Origin of the sequence: Enterobacteriaceae endosymbiont of Donacia dentata (assembly GCF_012570745.1) — a bacterium.
Taxonomy (GTDB): Bacteria; Pseudomonadota; Gammaproteobacteria; order Enterobacterales; family Enterobacteriaceae.
This window is the reverse complement of the sequence record NZ_CP046212.1, coordinates 155064-177703: the sequence shown is the minus strand read 5'-3', so window position 1 is coordinate 177703 and position 22640 is coordinate 155064. Positions and strand designations below refer to the sequence as shown.

Annotated in this window: 21 protein-coding genes and 2 tRNA genes; 17 read left to right on the top strand and 6 right to left on the bottom strand. The window is 17.7% G+C overall.

Features of this window, described 5'->3' with window-relative positions:
• Positions 1 to 2: 2 nt before the first annotated feature.
• Positions 3 to 893 (bottom strand): archaetidylserine decarboxylase, encoded by an 891-nt coding sequence (asd, locus tag GJT90_RS00850; protein ID WP_168920014.1) that lies wholly within the window; start codon positions 891 to 893, stop codon positions 3 to 5.
• 90 nt (positions 894 to 983) lie between these two features.
• Here asd and orn point away from each other — a divergent pair, with 90 nt between their 5' ends.
• The 11 genes from orn to acpS all read left to right on the top strand — a co-directional run bounded on the left by orn (position 984) and on the right by acpS (position 12175).
• Entirely contained in the window at positions 984 to 1529 is a 546-nt protein-coding gene (gene orn, locus GJT90_RS00845) for an oligoribonuclease (protein ID WP_168920013.1), read from the top strand.
• Positions 1530 to 1601: 72 nt separating this feature from the next.
• A tRNA-Gly gene (locus GJT90_RS00840) sits at positions 1602 to 1675 on the top strand.
• A 71-nt stretch (positions 1676 to 1746) separates the two neighbouring features.
• The gene (gene mutL / locus GJT90_RS00835; protein WP_168920012.1) at positions 1747 to 3483 is read left to right on the top strand and encodes a DNA mismatch repair endonuclease MutL; all 1737 of its coding nucleotides are present in this window, start codon (positions 1747 to 1749) and stop codon (positions 3481 to 3483) included.
• Between the two features lie 9 nt (positions 3484 to 3492).
• Positions 3493 to 4440 carry a tRNA (adenosine(37)-N6)-dimethylallyltransferase MiaA gene (gene miaA, locus GJT90_RS00830; protein WP_168920011.1) on the top strand — a complete coding sequence of 316 codons (948 nt, stop codon included), beginning with the start codon at positions 3493 to 3495 and terminating at the stop codon, positions 4438 to 4440.
• A gap of 59 nt (positions 4441 to 4499) precedes the next feature.
• A complete protein-coding gene (gene rlmB, locus GJT90_RS00825) occupies positions 4500 to 5243 on the top strand; it encodes a 23S rRNA (guanosine(2251)-2'-O)-methyltransferase RlmB (protein ID WP_168920010.1) in 744 nt (247 codons plus the stop codon).
• A gap of 76 nt (positions 5244 to 5319) precedes the next feature.
• Positions 5320 to 7359 (top strand): M3 family metallopeptidase, encoded by a 2040-nt coding sequence (locus GJT90_RS00820; RefSeq protein ID WP_168920009.1) that lies wholly within the window; start codon positions 5320 to 5322, stop codon positions 7357 to 7359.
• A 70-nt stretch (positions 7360 to 7429) separates the two neighbouring features.
• Positions 7430 to 9220, top strand: coding sequence for a translation elongation factor 4 (gene lepA, locus GJT90_RS00815; protein ID WP_168920008.1), 1791 nt, complete (start codon positions 7430 to 7432; stop codon positions 9218 to 9220).
• A 21-nt stretch (positions 9221 to 9241) separates the two neighbouring features.
• Positions 9242 to 10150 (top strand): signal peptidase I, encoded by a 909-nt coding sequence (gene lepB / locus GJT90_RS00810; protein WP_168920007.1) that lies wholly within the window; start codon positions 9242 to 9244, stop codon positions 10148 to 10150.
• Positions 10151 to 10206: 56 nt separating this feature from the next.
• Complete coding sequence (gene rnc / locus GJT90_RS00805; RefSeq protein WP_168920006.1) at positions 10207 to 10884, top strand: ribonuclease III; 678 nt, start codon at positions 10207 to 10209, stop codon at positions 10882 to 10884.
• A 32-nt stretch (positions 10885 to 10916) separates the two neighbouring features.
• Positions 10917 to 11744: a GTPase Era gene (gene era / locus GJT90_RS00800; protein ID WP_168920005.1), complete on the top strand. Its 828-nt coding sequence runs from the start codon at positions 10917 to 10919 to the stop codon at positions 11742 to 11744.
• 35 nt (positions 11745 to 11779) lie between these two features.
• Positions 11780 to 12175, top strand: a complete 396-nt coding sequence (gene acpS / locus GJT90_RS00795; protein ID WP_168920004.1) for a holo-ACP synthase — start codon at positions 11780 to 11782, stop codon at positions 12173 to 12175.
• A 4-nt stretch (positions 12176 to 12179) separates the two neighbouring features.
• Here the strand turns inward: acpS and djlA are convergent, their stop codons facing one another.
• Positions 12180 to 13052, bottom strand: a complete 873-nt coding sequence (djlA, locus tag GJT90_RS00790; RefSeq protein WP_168920003.1) for a co-chaperone DjlA — start codon at positions 13050 to 13052, stop codon at positions 12180 to 12182.
• A gap of 160 nt (positions 13053 to 13212) precedes the next feature.
• Here djlA and GJT90_RS00785 point away from each other — a divergent pair, with 160 nt between their 5' ends.
• The 6 genes from GJT90_RS00785 to GJT90_RS00760 all read left to right on the top strand — a co-directional run bounded on the left by GJT90_RS00785 (position 13213) and on the right by GJT90_RS00760 (position 18931).
• The gene (locus GJT90_RS00785; protein ID WP_168920002.1) at positions 13213 to 14511 is read left to right on the top strand and encodes a peptidylprolyl isomerase; all 1299 of its coding nucleotides are present in this window, start codon (positions 13213 to 13215) and stop codon (positions 14509 to 14511) included.
• Between the two features lie 87 nt (positions 14512 to 14598).
• On the top strand, positions 14599 to 15399 hold the full coding sequence (gene rsmA / locus GJT90_RS00780; protein ID WP_168920001.1) for a 16S rRNA (adenine(1518)-N(6)/adenine(1519)-N(6))-dimethyltransferase RsmA: 801 nt from the start codon (positions 14599 to 14601) through the stop codon (positions 15397 to 15399).
• A 4-nt stretch (positions 15400 to 15403) separates the two neighbouring features.
• Positions 15404 to 15784: a Co2+/Mg2+ efflux protein ApaG gene (gene apaG, locus GJT90_RS00775; protein ID WP_168920000.1), complete on the top strand. Its 381-nt coding sequence runs from the start codon at positions 15404 to 15406 to the stop codon at positions 15782 to 15784.
• A gap of 11 nt (positions 15785 to 15795) precedes the next feature.
• Entirely contained in the window at positions 15796 to 16629 is an 834-nt protein-coding gene (locus GJT90_RS00770; protein WP_168919999.1) for a symmetrical bis(5'-nucleosyl)-tetraphosphatase, read from the top strand.
• Between the two features lie 2 nt (positions 16630 to 16631).
• Entirely contained in the window at positions 16632 to 17681 is a 1050-nt protein-coding gene (locus GJT90_RS00765; protein ID WP_168919998.1) for a methyltransferase, read from the top strand.
• Positions 17682 to 18325: 644 nt separating this feature from the next.
• Positions 18326 to 18931 carry a redoxin domain-containing protein gene (locus GJT90_RS00760; protein ID WP_168919997.1) on the top strand — a complete coding sequence of 202 codons (606 nt, stop codon included), beginning with the start codon at positions 18326 to 18328 and terminating at the stop codon, positions 18929 to 18931.
• 3 nt (positions 18932 to 18934) lie between these two features.
• Here the strand turns inward: GJT90_RS00760 and aroC are convergent, their stop codons facing one another.
• The 4 genes from aroC to GJT90_RS00740 all read right to left on the bottom strand — a co-directional run bounded on the left by aroC (position 18935) and on the right by GJT90_RS00740 (position 22345).
• Entirely contained in the window at positions 18935 to 20008 is a 1074-nt protein-coding gene (aroC, locus tag GJT90_RS00755; RefSeq protein ID WP_168919996.1) for a chorismate synthase, read from the bottom strand.
• Between the two features lie 46 nt (positions 20009 to 20054).
• Positions 20055 to 20963, bottom strand: coding sequence for a 50S ribosomal protein L3 N(5)-glutamine methyltransferase (gene prmB, locus GJT90_RS00750; RefSeq protein WP_168919995.1), 909 nt, complete (start codon positions 20961 to 20963; stop codon positions 20055 to 20057).
• A gap of 96 nt (positions 20964 to 21059) precedes the next feature.
• Positions 21060 to 21132, bottom strand: a tRNA-Asn gene (locus GJT90_RS00745).
• A 151-nt stretch (positions 21133 to 21283) separates the two neighbouring features.
• Entirely contained in the window at positions 21284 to 22345 is a 1062-nt protein-coding gene (locus tag GJT90_RS00740) for an extracellular solute-binding protein (protein WP_168919994.1), read from the bottom strand.
• Positions 22346 to 22640 lie beyond the last annotated feature (295 nt).

Below are 22640 nucleotides of genomic sequence, written 5' to 3'. Positions count from 1 at the left end.
TATTATTTTATAATAAAAGCTAATAATTCTCCAACTTTTATTTTTGATCCTTTTTTTAAATTTGAATTAAATCTAATTATTTTAGGTGGAAATAAAGTAATTACAGTTGAACCTAAATTAAAATAACCTATTTCTTCTCCTTTTTTTAAATAAATAAAATCTTTTTTATAAATATTATTAATATATGGCCAATTCCAAATTTTAATTTTATTTTTTCTTGGTGGTATTATTGATCCATACCAAGAAGTATTTATACTTCCTACAATATGTGCTCCAACTAAAATTTTTATCATTAATCCAAATGATGTTTTAAATATAAAAACTACTCTTTCATTTAATAAAAATAAATTACATAAATTTTCAGAAACTATATTATTAACAGAAAAAAGTTTTCCAGGAATATATATCATTTTTAATAAAATTCCATCATAAGACATATGTACTCGATGATAATTATTTGGGGCTAAATAAACATTTAGAAAATATCCATTTGAAAAAATTTTATTTATATTTTTATCTCTTCCTATAAGATTAAATAATGAGTATTTACAACCTTTAAATTGAAAAATTTGATTATCTTTTATAATACCTATTTGATTAATAATACCATCTGTATTTTGAACTACATGACATTTATTTTTATCAATAGGTCTATTATTCATATTTAATTTTCTTATAAAGAATTTATTAAAAGTTTTATAGTGAAAAATATTAGGATATTTTGTTTCTTTCATATCTATTTTATAGATTTTAATAAATAAAAATATTAAATAAGTAGTAATTATACTAAGTTTTTTTTTTGATATATAACCACAAACATTTGTAATTAATAATTTAGGTAATAAATATTGAATATATAAATATATTTTTTTTCTTATTTTATTAATAATCATTTTAATATAATTTTATTATAGATAAAGTATTATTTTTTAAATTCTTAAAATTTATAATTTTACATAATATTTAATATAAGGATATTTTTTATGCAAGTAAATAATAATTTAATATGGTTAGATTTAGAAATGACAGGTCTTGATCCAAATAAAGATCATATAATTGAAATTGCTACTATTATTACTAATTTAAAATTAGAAATTATAGCTATAGGACCTACAATACCAATATATCAAAATAAGATTGTTTTAAATTTAATGGATAAATGGAATAAAAATATACATCAAAAAAATGGACTTATTAATAAAATTAAAAATAGTAAATTTAATGAAAAAAAAGCAGAATTATGTACTTTGAATTTTTTAAAATTATGGATTAAACCACAAAGTTCTCCTTTATGTGGTAATAGTATATATAAAGATAGAATTTTCCTATATAATTATATGCCTAAATTAGAAAAATATTTTCATTATCGTAATATTGATATAAGTTCATTAAAAGAACTTGTTAAAAGATGGAATCCAGAAATTTATATTAAACTTAAAAAAAAAAAATATCAACATAATGCATTTTATGATATATATCAATCAATAGAAGAATTAAAATTTTATAAAAATTATTTTTTTTCTAAATAAATAATATTTAAAATATTTATTGACAATTAAAACTGTAATTTAATAATATTAAACATTATATTTAATTATTTTGCGGGAATAGCTCAGATTGGTAGAGTACAACCTTGCCATGGTTGGGGTCGCGAGTTCGAATCTCGTTTCCCGCTTATATAATTATAAGTTACACATTATTAAATTTACATATTATATTTATAAATTAATTTTTCATTAATTATTAATGTCTGTTAAGATTAAAATATTACCAAAAAATGTTATTAAAAGAATAGCTGCTGGAGAAGTAATTGATAGACCAGCTGCTGTAATTAAAGAATTAATTGAAAATAGTATTGATGCTCAAGCATCACAAATAAATATTTTTGTAGAAAAAGGAGGTATAAAATCTATTTATATAAATGATAATGGTATAGGCATGAATAAAAATAATCTAACTTTATGTATAAAAAAATATGCTACAAATAAAATTTATAGTCTTAATGATTTAGATTCATTTAAAAGTTTTGGTTTTAGAGGAGAAGCTTTAACTAGTATAAAAGATGTATCTAGAATGACTATAACATCTAAAACTTTAAAACAAAAAATAGCATGGCAATTATATACGGAAGGATTTAGTAAAAAAATTATTTATTTAAAACCAATTTCTCATCCTGTAGGTACTACTATTATTTTATCTGATCTTTTTTATAATTTTCCGGCAAGAAGAGAATATATTTCTAATGAAAGAATAGAATTTATATATATTAAAAATATAATTAAAAAAATTGTTTTAATTAAATTAAAATTAGGAATAAAATTTAAATATAATGATAAAATTATTTATGATTTTAAACAAATAACAAATAATATTTCTTATATAAATAGAGTAAATAGTATTTATGGTAATAATTTTGTCAAAAATTCATTAGAAATTAATACAAATTATAAAAAAATAAAATTATATGGATTATTAAATATATTTCATCAAAAAAAAATTTCTAGTAATTTTAAATATTTTTATGTTAATAATCGTATTATATGTAATAAATTTATACATCGTATTATAAAAAAAATAATACTAAATAAATTTAATAAAGATTATAAATTTTCTTATTTAATTTATTTAGAAATAGAACCTAAACTAATTGATGTAAATATTCATCCAAAAAAAACTGATATATGTTTTTATGATATACAATCATTATATACTTTTATATATAAAAGCATTTTACAAAAATTATGTAATAGTTTAATAGAAAAAATATATAAAAATAATGTAATTTATTCTATAAATAATAATTTAAATAATAATGATAATAAATTAAAAATAGATAATTTGGAAAATTTTTTTATTAAAAAAAATTTTCCAAAAAAAACTAAATTATTATTTTCTAATATAAAAAGAAAAAAATTAGTATATTTAGATAATCTTCCAATATTTAATTTTAAAAATTTTGGTAAATTTTTAATAATTTTAAAAAATACTTATATTATTTTTGAAAGAGATAATGTTTTATATTCTATTAAAATAAAAAAATTAATATTTTTACTATTAAATATAAAATTTAAATTATATTTAAAAAATAAAAATATTATAAAATATATGAAAATTAATGTTAAAATAAAATTAAATAAAAAAGAATATTTTATTTTTGATCAAATCAGTGAATTTATAAGAAAATTAGGATTTATTTTTTCATTAAATAATAAATATATTTTATATATAACATACTTACCTATATTTTCATCATTTTTTATTTTTAATGCAAATAAATTTTTTTCTGATTTATTAAAATATTTTTTAAATATAAAAAATATTTCTTTAAAACAAATTATAAAATGGATAATTAATTATATAATAAACTTCCCTAAAATATGGAATTATTATAATATAATAGACTTATTAATGGAATTAGAATTATTAAAATTAGAAAAAAATAATTTTTCAATAAAAGAATTATTTTGTCTAATAAATATATAAATTATATTAATGTATAATAAAAATAAAAAATTACCAATTGCTATTTTTTTAATGGGAACAACAGCATCTAAAAAAACTTATTTAGCTACCCGTTTAGCTAAAGTTTTACCTATTGAATTAATTAGTGTAGATTCTTCTTTAATTTATAAAAAAATGAATATAGGAACAGATAAACCTAAAAAAACTGATCTATTTTATGAAAAACATTGGTTAATTGATATTAAAGAACCTAATCAATCTTATTCTGTTATGGAATTTTATAATGATGTTTTAAGTATTATGGATGAAATTACTAAAAAAGGTAAAATACCATTTTTAGTTGGAGGTAGTATGTTTTATTATCACAAACTAATAAATACTATGTCTCCTTTACCATCTTCAAATAATCATATACGTAATATGATTAAAGAACAAATAAATAAAAAAATATATAATTCATATCATGATATGTTAAAAAAAATTGATATTTTTTCTGCAAAAAAAATTCATTATAATGATAATCAAAGAAATTTAAGAGCTTTAGAAATATTTTTTCTAACAGGAAAAACTTTAAGTGAATTAATAAAAATCCCTGGGAAAAAAATTCCTTATAAAATATATCAATTTGGTTTAACTTATTATGATCGTGAAGTTTTATATAATAAGATAGAAAATAGAATCTTTCAAATGTTAAAATTAGGATTTGAAGAAGAAGTACGTTATCTTATTGATAATAAATATTTACAGATTAATTTTCCTTCTATGCGTTGTATTGGATATAAACAAATGTTTTTATATATTTTAAATAAAATTAATTATAAGGAAATGGTACAACAAACAGTAATTACAACACGTCATCTAGCAAAAAAACAATTAACTTGGTTACGCCACTGGGAAAATATATATTTATTTGATAGTAATTATATAAATAAAGCTTATAATTATATTCAAAAATTTGTTAATAAAAAATTAAATTAAAAAAATATATCATATTTTATGATATATTTATTAATTATAAACAATTAATATTAAATAATATGGAAGATATTATATTTGGTATATATTCTATTATTAATATCTTAAAAAAAGATCCTAAATCATTAAAAAAAATATTTATTTTAAATAGTAAAAAAAAAACTAATAAAATTAAAGAATTATTTTTTTACATTAATAAATATAATATTAAAGTATATAAAGTAAATAAAAAATGGTTAGATAAAAAAACTAGTAATGGTATACATCAAGGAATTATGGGTTTAATAAATAAAATAAAATTTTTTAATGAAACAAATATTACTAAAATAATTAATATATCAAGAAAAATATTAATTCTTATTTTAGATAGGATTACAGATCCTCATAATTTTGGTGCATGTATTCGAAGTGCAGTTGCTGCTAAAGTAAATATGATTATTTTACCTAAACATTATTCAGTTAAAGTAAATGCTACTGTTAAAAAAGTATCTTGTGGAACATCAGAACATATACCTATTATTTTTGTAAAAAATATTATTAATACTATTAAATTTTTAAAAAAACATAAAATACATGTTATTGGTGCAGATAATAATCAAAAAAATAAAATAATTTATAATTTTAAATTATCTTATCCTATATGTTTAATAATAGGATCAGAAAATAAAGGAATAAGACCAATTGTAAAAAAAAATTGTGATATATTATGTTCAATACCTATGTATAATAATATAAATTCATTAAATGTTTCTGTAGCTACTGGAATTTTTTTATTTGAGATTATTAGACAAAATAATTTTTTATAATTTTATATTAAATATTTTTAACACATAAATTTTAAATATTTTAATATTATTAATACATCTAAATTAGGAATTAATTATGAATAATCCCTTATTATCTAATTTTTTATTACCTCCTTTTGATAAAATAACTAATGATTGTATGATTCCTGCAATAAAAATTACAATTAGTTTTTGTAAAAACAAAATTAAGAATATTTTAAATAAAAATAAAAATAATTATAATTGGGAAAATTTTTGTCAACCATTATTAGAATTACATGAAAAATTATATCGTATTTTTTCACCAATAAATCATTTAAATTATGTTTGTAATAATAAAAAAACAAGAAAAACTTATGAAATTATTATAAAAATGATAACTGATTATCATATATGGATTCAACAAAATGAACAATTATATAATGCTTATTTACAAATAAAAAATAATCAAAATAATTTAAATTTTAATAAACTAAAAATAAAATCTATTGACGACATAATACGTGATTATAAATTATCAGGAATTTTATTAAATCAAGAAAAAAAAAATGATTATCATGTAATAATAACAAATTTAGTAAAATTACAAAATAATTTTAATAATAATGTATTTGATAGTACATTAGAATGGGAACAAAATATAACAGATAAAAAAAAATTAGCTGGAATACCTAATCATATAATAAATATAATGTCAAAAAATGCTATTAAAAAAAATAAAATAGGATATTTAATTACTTTAGATATTCCTATTTATTTATCAATAATTACATATTCAAAAAATAAAAATTTAAGAAAAAAAATATATTATAAATATAATACAAGAGCTTCTTCTATTAATTCTAATAAATTAGATAATGAACCTATTATAATGAAAGAATTATCTTTAAGATTACAATTATCAAATTTATTAGGATATAATTCTTATGCTGAACAATCTTTAATAACTAAATCAGCAAAAAAAGTTAATGATGTTTTATTATTTTTATATAAATTAATTAAATTATCCAAAAGACAAGCAAAAAAAGAAGCATATAATTTAAAACAATTTATCAAAAAAAAATATAATATAATTAATATTAATCCATGGGATGTAGCTTTTTTTTCAGAAAAATATAAATTTTATTTATATGGTATTAATGATAATGATATACGTAATTATTTTCCAATTTCTTCTGTTATAAATGGTATGTTTAAAATTGTAAACAAAATATATGGTTTAATTTTTAAACAAAGAAAAATTCCAGTTTGGAATAAAGATGTGATTTTTTTTGATGTTTTTAATTCTGATAATAAATTATACGGTAGTATATATTTTGATTTATATGTTCGTTCTGAAAAAAGAAGTGGTGCTTGGATGGATATATGTCAAACTAAAATGTTAAAAAATAATGGAATTTTACAATGTCCAGTAGCTTATGTTAATTGTAATTTTACTTCTACAACAAATAAAATTTATTTATTAAATCATAATGAAATTATTACCTTATTTCATGAATTTGGACATGCTTTACATCATATTATCTCAAAAATAAAAATATCAAATATATCAGGAATTAATGGAATTCCTTTAGATATTGTAGAATATCCTAGTCAATTTATGGAATATTGGTGTTGGGAATCAAAATCATTAAAAATTATTTCTAATTATAATAAAAATAATAATAATTTACCTATAAATATAATGAATAATTTAATTTTATCTAAAAAATATAATGCTGCTTTATCTCTTATGCGTCAAATTGAATTAAGTTTATTTGATATGAGAATTCATCATGAGTTTAATCCGAATAAAAGTAGTAATCAAATATTAGATTTAATAGAAAAAATTAGAAAAAATTTAATAACAATTACACCTATTCCTAAATGGAATAAATATACAAATTTCTTTAATCATATTTTTGGTGGAGAATATGCAGCTGGGTATTATAGTTATTTATGGTCAGAACAATTAGCTGCTGATTCTTTTTCTTATTTTAAGAAAAATGGATTATTTAATTCTATAATAGGAAAAAAATTTTTTGATAATCTTTTATCTTTAGGTAGTTCTCAAGACCCTATTATTTTATTTGAAAAATTTAGAGGTAGGAAATTAGATAGTAATGCTTTACTCTCTCAAAGAGGTATTAAAATATAAATAAATAATATACATTATATATATTTATATAAAATTATTTTATACATAGGATTTATAAAAATTTAATTTTATGAAAAATATTCGTAATTTTTCAATTATTGCTCATATTGATCATGGTAAATCAACATTTGCAGATAGATTAATAGAAATATGTGGTGGTTTATCTAAAAGAGAAATGACATCTCAAGTTTTAGATAGTATGATTTTAGAAAAAGAAAGAGGTATTACAATAAAAGCACAAAGTGTTTCTTTAAATTATAAAGATGATAATAATAATTTATATAAATTAAATTTTATTGATACACCAGGACATGTAGATTTTTCTTATGAAGTATCTCGATCTTTATCAGCATGTGAAGGAGCACTTTTACTAATAGATGCATCACAAGGTATAGAAGCACAAACTTTATCAAATTGTAATACTGCTATTAAAATGGGATTAAAAGTTTTACCAGTAATTAATAAAATCGATTTATTAACTGCTAATATTGAAAAAACACAAAAAGAAATACAAGAAATTATAGGTATTAAATCTCAAAATATTTTAAAATGTTCAGCTAAAACTGGATTAGGAGTTAAAAAAATAATAGAAAAATTAGTAAAAATTATTCCACCTCCTAAAGGAAATATTAATACAGTATTACAAGCTTTAATTATAGATTCATGGTTTGATAATTATTTAGGAGTAGTAGGATTAATTTGCATTAAAAATGGTAAAATTTTTAAAGGAATGAAAATAATAATTATTAATACGAAAAAAAAATATTTTGTAGAAAAAATTGGTATTTTTACCCCTAAAAAAGTGGAATTACAGAATTTAAAATGTGGTGAAGTTGGTTGGATAGTATTAGGAATAAAAGATATAAATGAAGTTCCTGTTGGAGCTACAATAACATCATATATAAAGCCCGCTACTTTACCATTAGCTGGTTTTAAAAAAAGTATTCCTAAGGTTTTTGCTGGTTTATTTCCAGTTATATCTGATGAATATCAAATATTTAGTAATGCATTAAAAAAATTAAGTTTAAATGACTCTTCTTTATTTTTTGAACCAGAAAATTCTGATATATTAGGTTTTGGATTTAGATGTGGTTTTTTAGGTTTACTACATATGGAAATCATACAACAACGTTTATTAAAAGAATATAACATAGATATTATAATGACTATGCCTACAGTTAAATATCAAATAAAAACAATAAATAAACAAATTTTGTATATAGATAATCCATCAAAATTTCCTTTATCTCATTTAATAGCAGAAATAAGAGAACCTATTTTAAAATGTAAAATTTTATCTCCTATAAAATATATAGGTAAAATTATTAAATTATGTGTTTTAAAAAATGGAGTACAGATAGACATAATATATCATAATAATAATGTAATTTTAATTTATGAAATTCCTATGATTGAAGTTATTATAAATTTTTTTGATCAATTAAAATCTGTTACAAAAGGATATGCATCTTTAGATTATAATTTTATTAGGTTTAAAAAATCTGATTTAGTTTGCATTGATATATTAATTAATAAAAAACGTGTTGATGCATTAACAACAATTATTTATAAAAATAAAATTTACTCTCATAGTCGTTTATTAGTAGAAAAACTTAAAACATTAATTCCTAGACAACAATTTGATATTGTTATTCAAGCAGCAATAGGGAAAAAAATTATTTCTAGTACTAATATTAAACAATTACGTAAAAATGTTATTGCAAAATGTTATGGTGGAGATATTAGTAGAAAAAAAAAATTAATTCAAAAACAAAAAGAAGGTAAAAAACGTATGAAAAATTTCGGAAATGTTTTGTTACCATCTTCAGTTTTTTTAGCTATATTAAAAATAACAAAATAACTTATATTAAAAACAAACAATATGAATAAAAAAAAAATATTTTTTTTAAGTATTTTATTATTAGGTTTTATATATTTATTTAAAAAAATGGGAATATTAAATAATTTTTATTTCTATAAAAATATTACAAATACATATATAAAAAAAAAAACTTGGTTTAAACAAATAAAATTTTTAATATTTATAATATTATTCTTTTTTACAATACGTTTATTTATATATGAACCTTTTTATATACTTTCTGATTCTATGATGCCTACTTTATTATCAGGTGATTTTATTTTAGTTAATAAATTTATTTATGGTATTAAAAATCCTTTAAGTAATCAATATTTTATTAAAAATAAATTTCCTAAAAGGGGAGATATTGTTGTTTTTAAATTTCCTAAAAATATTAAAATAAACTATATTAAAAGAATTATTGGATTACCAGGAGATTTTATTTTTTATGATAAAAAAAATAAACAAGTTGTTATATATTCTAAAAAACATATAAAAAAAAATATTATTAAATATAATAATCTTCAAAAAAGTAATTTTTTTCAAATTTTAATTAATAATAACAAAAAAAAAAATTATGATTTTAATAAAAATTCAATAAAACATCATTTTTTTGGTCAATTAAGATTTTTTCAATATACAGAAAATATAAATAAATCATCAAATAAAATTTTATTTTTACCAGAAATTCAAAATGAATTAGAAATATACAAACAAAAAAATTTTTCAAAATATACTTGGTTAGTACCTGATGAATGTTATTTTGTTATGGGAGATAATCGTGATAATAGTTATGATAGTAGATATTGGGGTTTTGTTAATAAAAAATATTTATTAGGAAAAGCTATTTTTATTTGGTTTAGTATTAAAAAAAATACAAATATACCATTTATAAAAATCAGATTTAATCGAATACATAAAATTAATTAATTTTTAAAAATATTACTTATTTTATATAATACATTTTAGATTAAAAATACAATTATATGAATTTTATTATGATTAGTCAATTACAACAAAAATTAGGTTATATTTTTAATCATCAAGATTTATTATATCAAGCTCTAACACATAGAAGTGCTAGTAGTAAACATAACGAAAGATTAGAATTTTTAGGTGATTCTATCTTAAGTTATATTATTGCTAAAGCTTTATATAATAAATTTCCTGATGTAAATGAAGGTAATATGAGTCGTATGCGTGCTACTTTAGTTAGAGGAAATACTTTAGCTAGTATTGCAAGGGAATTTAAATTAGGTGAATATTTATTTTTAGGTCCTGGAGAGTTTAAAAATGGAGGATATAATAGAGAATCAATTCTTGCAGATACTATGGAAGCTTTAATAGGTAGTATTTGTTTAGATAGTAATATAAAAATAGTAGAAAAAATAATATTAATTTGGTATCAATTTAGATTAGAAAAAATATTACCAGGTAATAATCAAAAAGATCCTAAAACTAGATTACAAGAATATTTACAAAGATCACATCTTCCTTTACCTCATTATTTTATTTTACAAATTAATGGTGAAGTACATAATCAAAAATTTATAATACAATGTAAAATTAGTGGAATATCTACAATTATTACAGGAAAAGGTTCAAGTCGTCGTAAAGCAGAACAATCTGCTGCAGAACAAGCTTTAAAAAAATTAGGTCTTTAATAATTAATTTATTTTAACAAAAGGTAATTTATGTGAACATAAAATCTTTATATTATGGACAAATTTTAATTTTAGGTAAATCTAATGTAGGGAAATCTACTTTAATAAATACATTAATAGGTAAAAAAATTTCTATTATTTCTCATAAAATCAATACTACTAACTATAATATAGTTGGATTATATAATAATAATTCTTATCAAATAAAATATATTGATACTCCAGGAAATATATTTTCCAATAATAAAATTTTAAATTTATTAAAAAATAATGAATTTAATTTTATTTTATTTATTTTAGATAGAAATAGATGGAATTATATAGAAGAAAAATTTTTAAAAATTTTAAATAAAACCAATATTCCAATAATAGTAGTTATTAATAAAATTGATAAAATTAAAAATAAAAATATTTTATTACCATATATTAATTTTATTAAAAAAAAAATAAAAATATTTTTTTTATTTATAGTTTCAGCAAAATATAAATTACATACTAATATTATTAATAATTTTATTTGTAAAAATTTACCTAAAAAAAAACATCATTATCCTAAAAATTATATTACAAATCAAACAGAAGAATTTATTATTAAAGAAATGATTAGAGAGAATATTATAAAATATATTCATAAAGAATTACCTTATTTAATATATATTAAAATAAATTATCCTCAAAAAATAAAAATAATAAAAAATCAAATACAAGTATTATTTTTAGTAAATAATTTAAATCAAAAAAAAATAATAATAGGTAAAAATGCAACCAAATTAAAATTAATTAAATATAAATCAGAACAAAATATAAAAAAATTTTTTAAAAGAAAAATAAATTTACAAATATGGGTGCAAATTAAATAATTTATAAAAAATTGATTAAAATAAAGAACAATTATATGAAAATTATTGGTATTGGTATAGATTTAGTAGAAATTAATAGAATTAAAAATATATTTCAACATTTTAAAAAACGTTTTGTATATAAAATATTAACTAGATATGAATTATCTATTTATAAAAAAAATAAAAATAAAGATAAAAAAATAAAAGTTTTAGCAAAATATTTTTCTGTGAAAGAAGCAGCAGTAAAAGCTCTTAATACTGGTTTTACTAATGGAATATTTTTTAATCAAATAGAACTTTTACATTATAAAACAGGAAAACCAAGATTAAAATTTTATAGTAAAGCATTAAAAATAATAAAAAATATAACTAATAACTATTATATTCATATTTCTATATCAGATGAAATTAATTATACTTGTGCAATAGTTATTATTGAAAAAATATAAATTATTATATAATATTTTTTTTAATTATATTATATGCTTTATGTATATTTTGAGTTTTAATTTTAGCTATTTCTAATTGTTTAGATGTATAACCTTTAGAAATTAATTTATCTGGATGATATTTACTAATTAATTTATGATATGCTCTTTTAATAGTTAAAAGATTATCTTCAGGTTTAACTCCTAATAACTTATATGCTTGATTTAAATCAAATTCATTATAATTTATATTTTGATAATTATCATAATTAAAATTATTATTTTCTGTTTGTTTTTTAAATTGATTATCGTTTTTATAAAAAAATAAATCTTTTTCATTAATATCTTTATTTTTATATTTTAATTTATTAATTATTATCAAAACTTGATATAGAGATATTTTTAATTCTTGAAATATAATAAATAATATTTTTCTAGTTTTGGGATTTAAAGACTTATTTATAAAAGATAATTCAAGTTGAATTTCTAAAAATTTATTTATTAAATTTGTATCTTTATAAATTAAATAATTTAAATTATGTAATTTATAAATTAAAGGATAATTTTTATTTTTTCCATTTGTAAATGATTTATGAGCAAAAATAATATATTTACTATTTAATTTCATTTTTTTTATTAATTTTGTTGCTATCATTATATCATTATTACTAACAAAACCTTTTGATTTACTTATATATCCCATTACTTCAAAAGTAATTTGAATAAATGATTTTTTTATATTACTTACACTATAATTATTTTTATAATAAAATTGATATATTTTATTAATTAAAAAACTAATTAATATAATTATTATTATATTAATAAAACTATAACTAATATTATAATTAATTATAAAACTTATTAAAAATAATAATAATTGTAGTAAAAAAAACATATAACCCTCAATAAATATATTAGAACTATAATTTATTATAATTAAATTATTAATTTATAAATATCTAAAAATTAACATTATTGAATGTAATAAATATTGAATAAATTAGAAATAAAATTATTATATATTATATAAAATATAATTTTTTCTAGGATAAAAAATGATAATTAGAAAAATAATATTTATTATAACAATAATATATTGTATATTTAATATTTCTAAATGTATATCTACGCCAATAGAAAATATTAATGGTATTGGATTTATTATAAATAATAAAATAATTCTTAAAAACGAAATTAATGATATTTTAAATATATCTAATTATTTTCATAATAATGAAAATGAATTATTAAATTCAATATTAGATTTTAATAATCTTGAAGATTTAATAAAAAATAATCTTTTTTTACAAATTATAAAAAATAGTAATTTTTATATTTCTAAAAAAAAATTAAATTATCTTATTTCAGAAATGTATAAACAAAATAATGTTAATGAAAATTTTTTAAAAGAAAGATTAATAAAAAATAATATTAATTATGAATTATATCATAATATTATGAGAAAAAATCTCTTGATTTATATTTTTAAAAGTATATTAATAAAAAATAATATTAATATTTGTGATGAAGAAATTGATTCTTTAACAAATCAGTTATATTTAAAATATAAATATCATAAAAAATATAATATTACTTTATTTTATTTAACAGTTAATAAATCAAAATCATTATTAAAAAATGATTTTAATCATAAATTATCATTAATTTCTAAATTATTAAATATATTAAAAAATAATAAATTAAATAATCATATAAAAAATATTAATAGTAATATATTTATTGAAAATTCCAAAATACAAAAAACAACCTTAAAAGGAACAGAAGATAAATTACCATCAATTTTAGTTAATTATGTAGACAAATCAAAAAAAGGAGATATTATAGGTCCAATATATTTATATTCTAAAATTTTTCTTTTAAAAATAAATGATATGGTATTAATAGATAACATAGATAATAAAAAAGTTTTATTACATCTAATATATATAGATAAACATAATTTTAATAAAAAAAATACCCAAAAAAAAATAAATTATATTTATTTTAATCTTTTTAAAAAAAAAATTACTTTTAAAGAAGCAATGCAATTATTTTTAAGTAATAAAAAAATAATTAAATTTAAAGATTATATTAGTTGGGTACCATTTAATTCTTTTTCTATAAAATTTCAAAAAATTATAAAAAAATTAAAAATAAACCAATTTAGTTTATTAATTAAAGAACCTAATGGATATTATATAATTCAATTATTAAAAGAAAAAAATAATCTAAAAACAAAAGATTTTTTTCAAAAACAAGCTTATGATATTATTTTTAAACAAAATTTTGAAAAAGAATCTAATTTTTTTATTTATGAATATGCTAAAACAATATATATTAAAAATTTAATGTAATGATATAATAAAATTTTATTTTTATAAAATATAAATATATAAATTTTTTTAAAATAGATAATTTTTTTATATATAAAAAATAATATTATGAAAATTTTTCTTAAGAAGAATTATGGACAACATATATTAATTAATAAAAATATTATTAAAAAGATAATTTTTTTAATAAATCCTAAATATTACCATAATATGGTAGAAATAGGTCCAGGATTAGGTTCTTTAACTCTTCCTATAGTTAATTATAATAAAAATCTTTCAGTTATTGAAATTGATAAAAATTTAATTAATATTTTAAAAAAAAATAAAATTTTAATAAATTCAAATGTAAATTTTATATTAAGTGATGTTTTAAATTTTAATTTTTTTAATTTAATAAAAAAATTAAAAAAAAGAATACGTATATTTGGAAGTTTACCGTATAATATTTCTACTGCAATAATATTTTATTTATTAAAATATTTAAATAATATTAAAGATATGAATTTTATAATGCAAAAAGAAGTAGTAGATTGTTTGACTGCTCAACCTGGAGACAAAAATTATGGTCGTTTAAGTATAATAATGCAATTATTTTTCAAAATAAAATCTTTAATAGAAATTAAACCAAGTTCTTTTTTTCCAAAACCTAAAGTAATTTCTAATATGATTTATATGAGACCGTATAATAATAATCCTTATAATTTAAATAATATTTTTTTTTTGAAGAAAATTATTAAACAAACTTTTAGTATGAGAAGAAAAATGTTACATAATAGTTTATTAAATTTATTTTCTATAGAAGAATTAGATTTTTTAGGTATTGATCATAAAATTCGTGCTGAAAATGTTTCAATATCAGAATATTGTCAATTAGCTCGTTGGTTAGAATTAAAAAATAAAAGGTTATAAACTTATGAAATCATTATTATCTCAAGTTTATATAAGATCACATAGTATTTATATAGAATCACAATCAATACCTACGATTAATCGTTATGTTTTTGTTTATACAATTACCATACATAATGTAGGTAAAAAAATATTACAATTAATCAGTCGTTATTGGACCATTACTAATGGTAATGGTCAAAAAACTCAAATATATGGTGAAGGAGTGATAGGTAAAAAACCATATATTAGACCAGGAAATGATTTTCATTATACTAGTGGAGCAATTTTAGAAACTCCTATTGGAATAATGCAGGGACACTATATCATGATAGATGAAAAAAATAATGTTTATCATGTAGATATTCCAATTTTTCGTTTAGCAATTAAAACTTATATTCATTGACATATATAAAAATGACTACTTATCTTATTGGAGATATTCATGGTTATTATAATGAACTTATCTCCTTATTAAAAAAAATTAATTTTAATTACAAAAAAGATCAATTATGGATTACAGGAGATCTTATTGCAAGAGGACCAGATTCTATAAAAGTATTATGTTATTTATATTCTATTAAAAATTCTGTAAAATTAGTTTTAGGAAATCATGATTTATATTTAATATCATTAGTATTAGGTTATTATAATAATGTTAATGATCCAAAAATTTTACAATTATTAGAAAATAAAAAAATAGTATTTATTATAAATACTTGGCTAAAATACCAACCATTAGTACAATATGATAAAAATAAAAAAATCTTAATGTCTCATGCTGGTATTACACCACAATGGAATAATATAAAAGAAATATTATCTTTTTCTTATGAAGCAGAAAATATTATTTCTGGTAAAAATAATAAAATATTCATTGATTACATAAGTAATGAAGATTACCAAGTTAATGATTGGAAACAAAATACTTTAATAGGATTTGAACGTTTTAATTTTATTGTTAATTCACTAACAAAAATGAGATATTGTTATCCAAATGGAACTTTAGAAATGTTTACTAAAAAAGCTCCTGATAATATTTCTTCTACAGTGTTAAAACCTTGGTTTTCGATACCTAATATTTTATATAAAAAATATACAATATTTTTTGGTCATTGGTCTGATTTACAAGGAGGAAAATATACACCTAATAATATTATAGGATTAGATACTGGTTGTTGTTGGGGTAAAAAATTAACAATTTTTTCATGGGAAAAAAAAAAATTTTTTAGTGAAATTTGTAGAATTTAAAAATGAATATATTATTACCAATAAATCAATATTTTTTACGTTTATTTAAAAATAAATTCATCAATCATAAAGTACTTTTTGCAGGAAATATGAGAGATAAGATGCCAATTTATTTAGATACTCTAGTAAGTTTTATAAATACTCATAAATATGATTATTATATATGGTTAAAAAAAATAGTAAATCGTAATATTTATTACGGAATCATGAATGAAAATATATATAAAAAATATAATTTTAATGTTCTTATATTTTTTTGGTTAAAAAATAAAAAAGAATCTATTTTTATATTAAAAAATATATTATCATTATTTACTTTTAAAAGTGAAATTTATGTTATAGGAGCAAATAAGAGTGGTATAAAAAATATTAAAAATATTAAAGAATTAGAAATGATTTATTTTGAAAAAATTATTAGTATAAGAAAACATATTATATTTTATGCAATTCTTAAAAAGAAAATATCATTTCATATAAATGATTATTGGAATCATTATTACTATAAAAATTTTAAAATATATAATTTACCTGGTGTATTTGGAGGTAATAAATTTGATCATGGTAGTAAATTTTTAATTTCTACTATTTTTAATAATTTAAATATTAAAGGAAAAGTATTAGATTTAGGATGTGGTTCTGGAATTATTTCTACTATATTAAGTAATAATATAAAAAAACATAGAAAAAAATTTTTGTTATATTCAACTGATATTGATATAAAAGCAATTATTTCAACTAAAAAAACATTAAATAAAAATTTTTTAGAAAATAATAATGTATTTCCAAGTAATGTTTATTCTAAAGTAAATCAAAAATTTGATTTTATTATATCTAATCCTCCTATTCATGATGATTTATATTATTCGTTAAAGTTTATTTATCAAATGATTAATAAATTTAAAAATAAAACAAAATATAATGGAAAATTATTATTTGTAATTAATAATTTTGTATCATGTTCAAAAATTTTTAATAAATTTTTACTTAAATTTAATATTTTATCTAAAAATAAAAATTTTTCTGTTTATAGTATAAAAAATATAAATAATTAAATATTAATTTATATTTTTGTTTATTCTTATTTTATATATTTAAATATAAATAATTTTATTAAAAATAATTAAAAAATAATTAAAATATATTTTTAATTTAAATTAAATATTTTTATATGTAAAATTTAGAATTTAGAATTTAAAAAATTAAAAATAATATTATTTATTAATAATATTTTTATAAAAAATAAATATTTATTTAAAATAAAGTTTTTTATTTATTAAAATATTTTTTAGATTATTTTTTCGTATTAATATACATTATATAATAATATAAAAGAATCAATTTTTATTAAAAAATTAAAAAAATTATAATAAATAATTATAATTAAATATTATCATAAATAATATAAAAAAAGATAAATTATATAGTATATTAATATACTTATTTTTTAATTAAATAAGAATAATATTCTTAATATTTATTTTTATTATTATAAAATTTTAAAAATATAATACTATTAATATAACTTATTATTAAAATAATTATTTTTTAAAATTTATGAAATAATTTGTTTTTTAATTTATATTTTAAAAAAAATTAATAATGAAAATTATTTTATTTTTTATTTATTATAATAAAATTATATATATTAAATAATATATATAATCAAGTTAAATTATAATTTAATTAAGAGGAAAATATGATATTAGTTACTAAAAAAGCTCCTGATTTTTATGCACCTGCTGTACTTCCTGATGGTTCAATAATTGATAATTTTAATTTATATAAATATTCAAAAAATACAATAACTGTTATATTTTTTTGGCCTTTAGATTTCACATTTGTTTGTCCTACGGAAATTATAACATTTAATAAATACTATAATCATTTTAAAAAAAGAAATGTAAAGATATTAGGTATATCATGTGATTCCCAATTTGTACATTATGCTTGGAGAAATACTCCAATTAATCAAGGTGGTATTGGAAATATTAAATTTATAATGATATCTGATATTAAAAAAAATATACAAAAATCTTATGGAATTGAACATCCTGAATTAGGTATAGCATTAAGAGCTCTATTTTTAATAGATACAAAAGGAATAATAAGACATCAATTAATAAATGATTTACCATTTGGTAGAAATATAAATGAAGTTATTAGAATGATTGATGCTGTAGAACATAATGAAAAATATGGTGATGTTTGTCCTGCACAATGGGAAAAAGGTAAAAAAAGTATAAATCCTACTTCTAAAGGAATTATAAATTATTTATCTAATAATATTAATGAATTATATTAATTTTTATTTTAGTATATTATCAATACATTGAGCACGATAACGCAAAAAATGATCCATTAAAATTATAGCAACCATTGCCTCTCCTATAGGAACAGCTCTAATTCCTACACAAGGATCATGACGTCCTTGTGTAACACAAACTGTTTCTTTACCTAATAAATTAATTGTTTTTCCTGGTATAGAAATACTAGAAGTAGGTTTTACTACAAAATGTATAATAATATTTTGACCTGTGCTAATTCCCCCTAATATTCCTCCTGAATTATTACTTTGAAATCCATCCAATCTTATTTCATCTCTATATTTACTTCCTAATTTATTAATAGAATTAAAACCATCACCTATTTCTATTCCTTTAACAGCATTGATACTCATTATAGCATGAGCTATTTCTGCATCTAATTTATCGAATACTGGTTCTCCTAATCCTATCGGTACATTTTTTACAATTATTGTAATTTTTGCTCCTATAGAGTCACCATTTTTTTTTAAATTATTTATTAAATCTTGTAAAGATTTTATTTGATATTGATTAGGACAGAAAAAAGGATTTTTATTTACTTCATCCCAATTATCAAAATTACAGATTATATTACCTATTTGAGATAAATATCCTTGAATTTTTAAATTAAATTTCATTAATAAATATTTTTTAGCGATAGCTCCTGCAGCAACACGCATAGTTGTTTCTCTAGCTGATGAACGACCCCCACCTCTATAATCTCTGATCCCATATTTTTTTTCATAAGTATAATCAGCATGTCCAGGACGAAAAATATTTTTTATATTATTATAGTCTTTAGATCTAACATCCATATTGTTAATTTGTAGACCAATACTAGTTCCTGTTGTTAAACCATTAAATACTCCTGATAAAATTTCTATTTTATCTATTTCTTTTCTTGGAGAAGTATATTTAGATGATCCTGGTTTACGTCTATCTAAATCTTTTTGTAAATCATTTGGTTTTAAAGGTATTTTAGGAGGAACTCCATCTATTATACATCCTAAAGTTTTACCATGAGATTCACCAAAAGTTGTAACTTTAAATAATTTTCCAATACTATTTCCTGCCATAATAAAATACTCCATAATTTTTTAAATTATATAAAATATGTATATATTAAATATTTTGCATTTTAAATATACCTATACCTCCATTTTTTATCTTTAACCATTGAAAACATTTTTCTGGATATTTTTCTATTATATTTATCATTTTATCACCTACTTCACAAATTAAGATACCATCTTTTTTGAGATAGGAAAATGCTTGAGATATTATTTTTTCAATAATTTCTGTACCATTATTATCTGAAACTAAACTAATTTTAGGTTCATATGAATATTCTTTTGGTAAAAAATTTATATCTTTTTTATCTACGTATGGAGGATTAGTAATAATTAAATCATAATTTAATTTTTTTAATTTTTCAAATAAGTTACTACAAATAGGAGTTATTCTATTTTCTAATCCATGTAATTGAATATTATATTCTGTCACATTAATTGCATCTAAAGAAATATCTACAGCATCTATGTGTGAATTAGGAAATAAATACGCACAAGCAATTGCAATGCAACCACTTCCAGTACATAAGTCTAATATATATTTAGGTTCTTTATAAGAAGGAATAATATATTTAAATTTATTATTAATTAATTCAGAAATTGGAGATCTAGGTATTAATACTCTATTATCAATATATAATTCATGTCCACAAAACCAAGTTTTTTTTGTTAAATATACGACAGGAATTTTTTTTTTAATACGTTTTAATACTAATTTATAAATTAATTTACGTTCTTTAAAAGATAATTTAGCTGTATAAACTTTATCCCATAAATATGGAGGTAAGCTTAATACAGATAAAACTAAATTTAATGCCTCATCCCATGGATTATCATTACCATGACCATACCATAAATTAGACATATTAAAACAACTAGTTATCCAACGTACTACATCCTGGATTGATAATAATTCATATATAATTTCTTCTTTAAGCAGAAGATGTAAATCTATTACCATATAATATATCCTATATATAAAAATAATTTAAAATAATTTAAATACAAAAATATATTTTATGATATAAAAAAATAAAAAATTTTATTAATATTATCACTCCCCTGACTGGATTCGAACCAGTGACATACGGATTAACAGTCCGCCGTTCTACCAACTGAACTACAGAGGATCAATTAATTATCATATTATATTTAATATTTATATGTCAAGAAAATTTTTGTATAAAAATATATTTAAATTTTTAATTTATATTATATTTTATACAAAAAATTATATAATAAATATATATAAATAAATTAATTTTTTAGATTTATTTAAAATTATAAATTTTTTAATTGTTGAAAATATATTTCATATTTTTTACTTATATTCATACCTACATCATTTTGCCATATACCTTTTTTAATTATTTCATTATTTGGATATAACATATTATTATTAAGCATATCTATGGGTAATAATTTTTGAGCTTTTAAATTAGGAGTTGAATATCCAGTTTTTATAGCTATTTGAGCTGCAATATCTGGTCTTAATAAAAAATTAATTAATTTTAAAGCACCTTCAATATTTTTTGCATTAATAGGTATAACAAAACTATCCATCCAAAAAATTCCTCCTTCTTTAGGCCAAATAAATTTTAAAGGAATACCTAATTTTTTAACAGAATATGCAGCACCATTCCATATCATACCTATATTTACAGATCCATCTATAAATGGATAACCAGGATTATCAGAATTAAATGAAATAATATTTGGCATTAATTTTTTTAATTCTATAAAAGATTTTTGAATATATTTTAAATTTTTAGTATTACCTGGATAACCTAATTTTAATAAGGCAATTTGAAATACTTCTTTTGCATCATCTATTAAAGAAATAGATTTATAATATTTTTTATTCCATAAATCAGCCCAACTATTTATATAGTTAGGATTTATTTTACTTGTATTAACTCCTATAGCTGTTGCTCCCCATATATATGGTATTGAATATTCATTATTTAAATCAAAAGACTTATTTAAAAATTTTGGATCTAAATTAGAAAAATTTGGTATTTTTTTTTTTTCTATTTTTTGTATCATACCTTCATTTTTCATTTTAGCTACAAAATATGTAGAAGGAACAATTAAATCATATGATTGTTTTTTATAAGTTTTTAACTTTGTATACATACTTTCATTAGAATCATATGTAGAATAAATAACTTTAATACCAGTTTCTTTAGTAAATTTTTCTAAAATATTATCTGGAACATATTCTGTCCAATTATAAAAATAAACAATTTCTTGATGAAATTTATGTTTATTTAAATGTTTTTTTGTTATTGGTAGTAATATTAATATAAAAATAATACATATTAATCTAAAAAATAAAAACATTATTTTAAACCTTATAATTTAAAGTTATATTTCTATAGTTTTATAACTATAGCTTCTATTTTGAATTTGAACGTTATTAGATAATTTAGATATTTATAAACATATTCTTATTGGATAACTTATAGTATTTTCTAAAAAATATTTTTTTATTATAATTATTAAAATTTTGTAAAAATATTGTAGTTTTAATTATATTATTAATAAAAAATTTAATTTTTTTAAGTATATATTATATATTTCTGAAAATTTGAAAAGTTTGTTTATTAATATCTAATAAGACTTATTTCTTAACTGA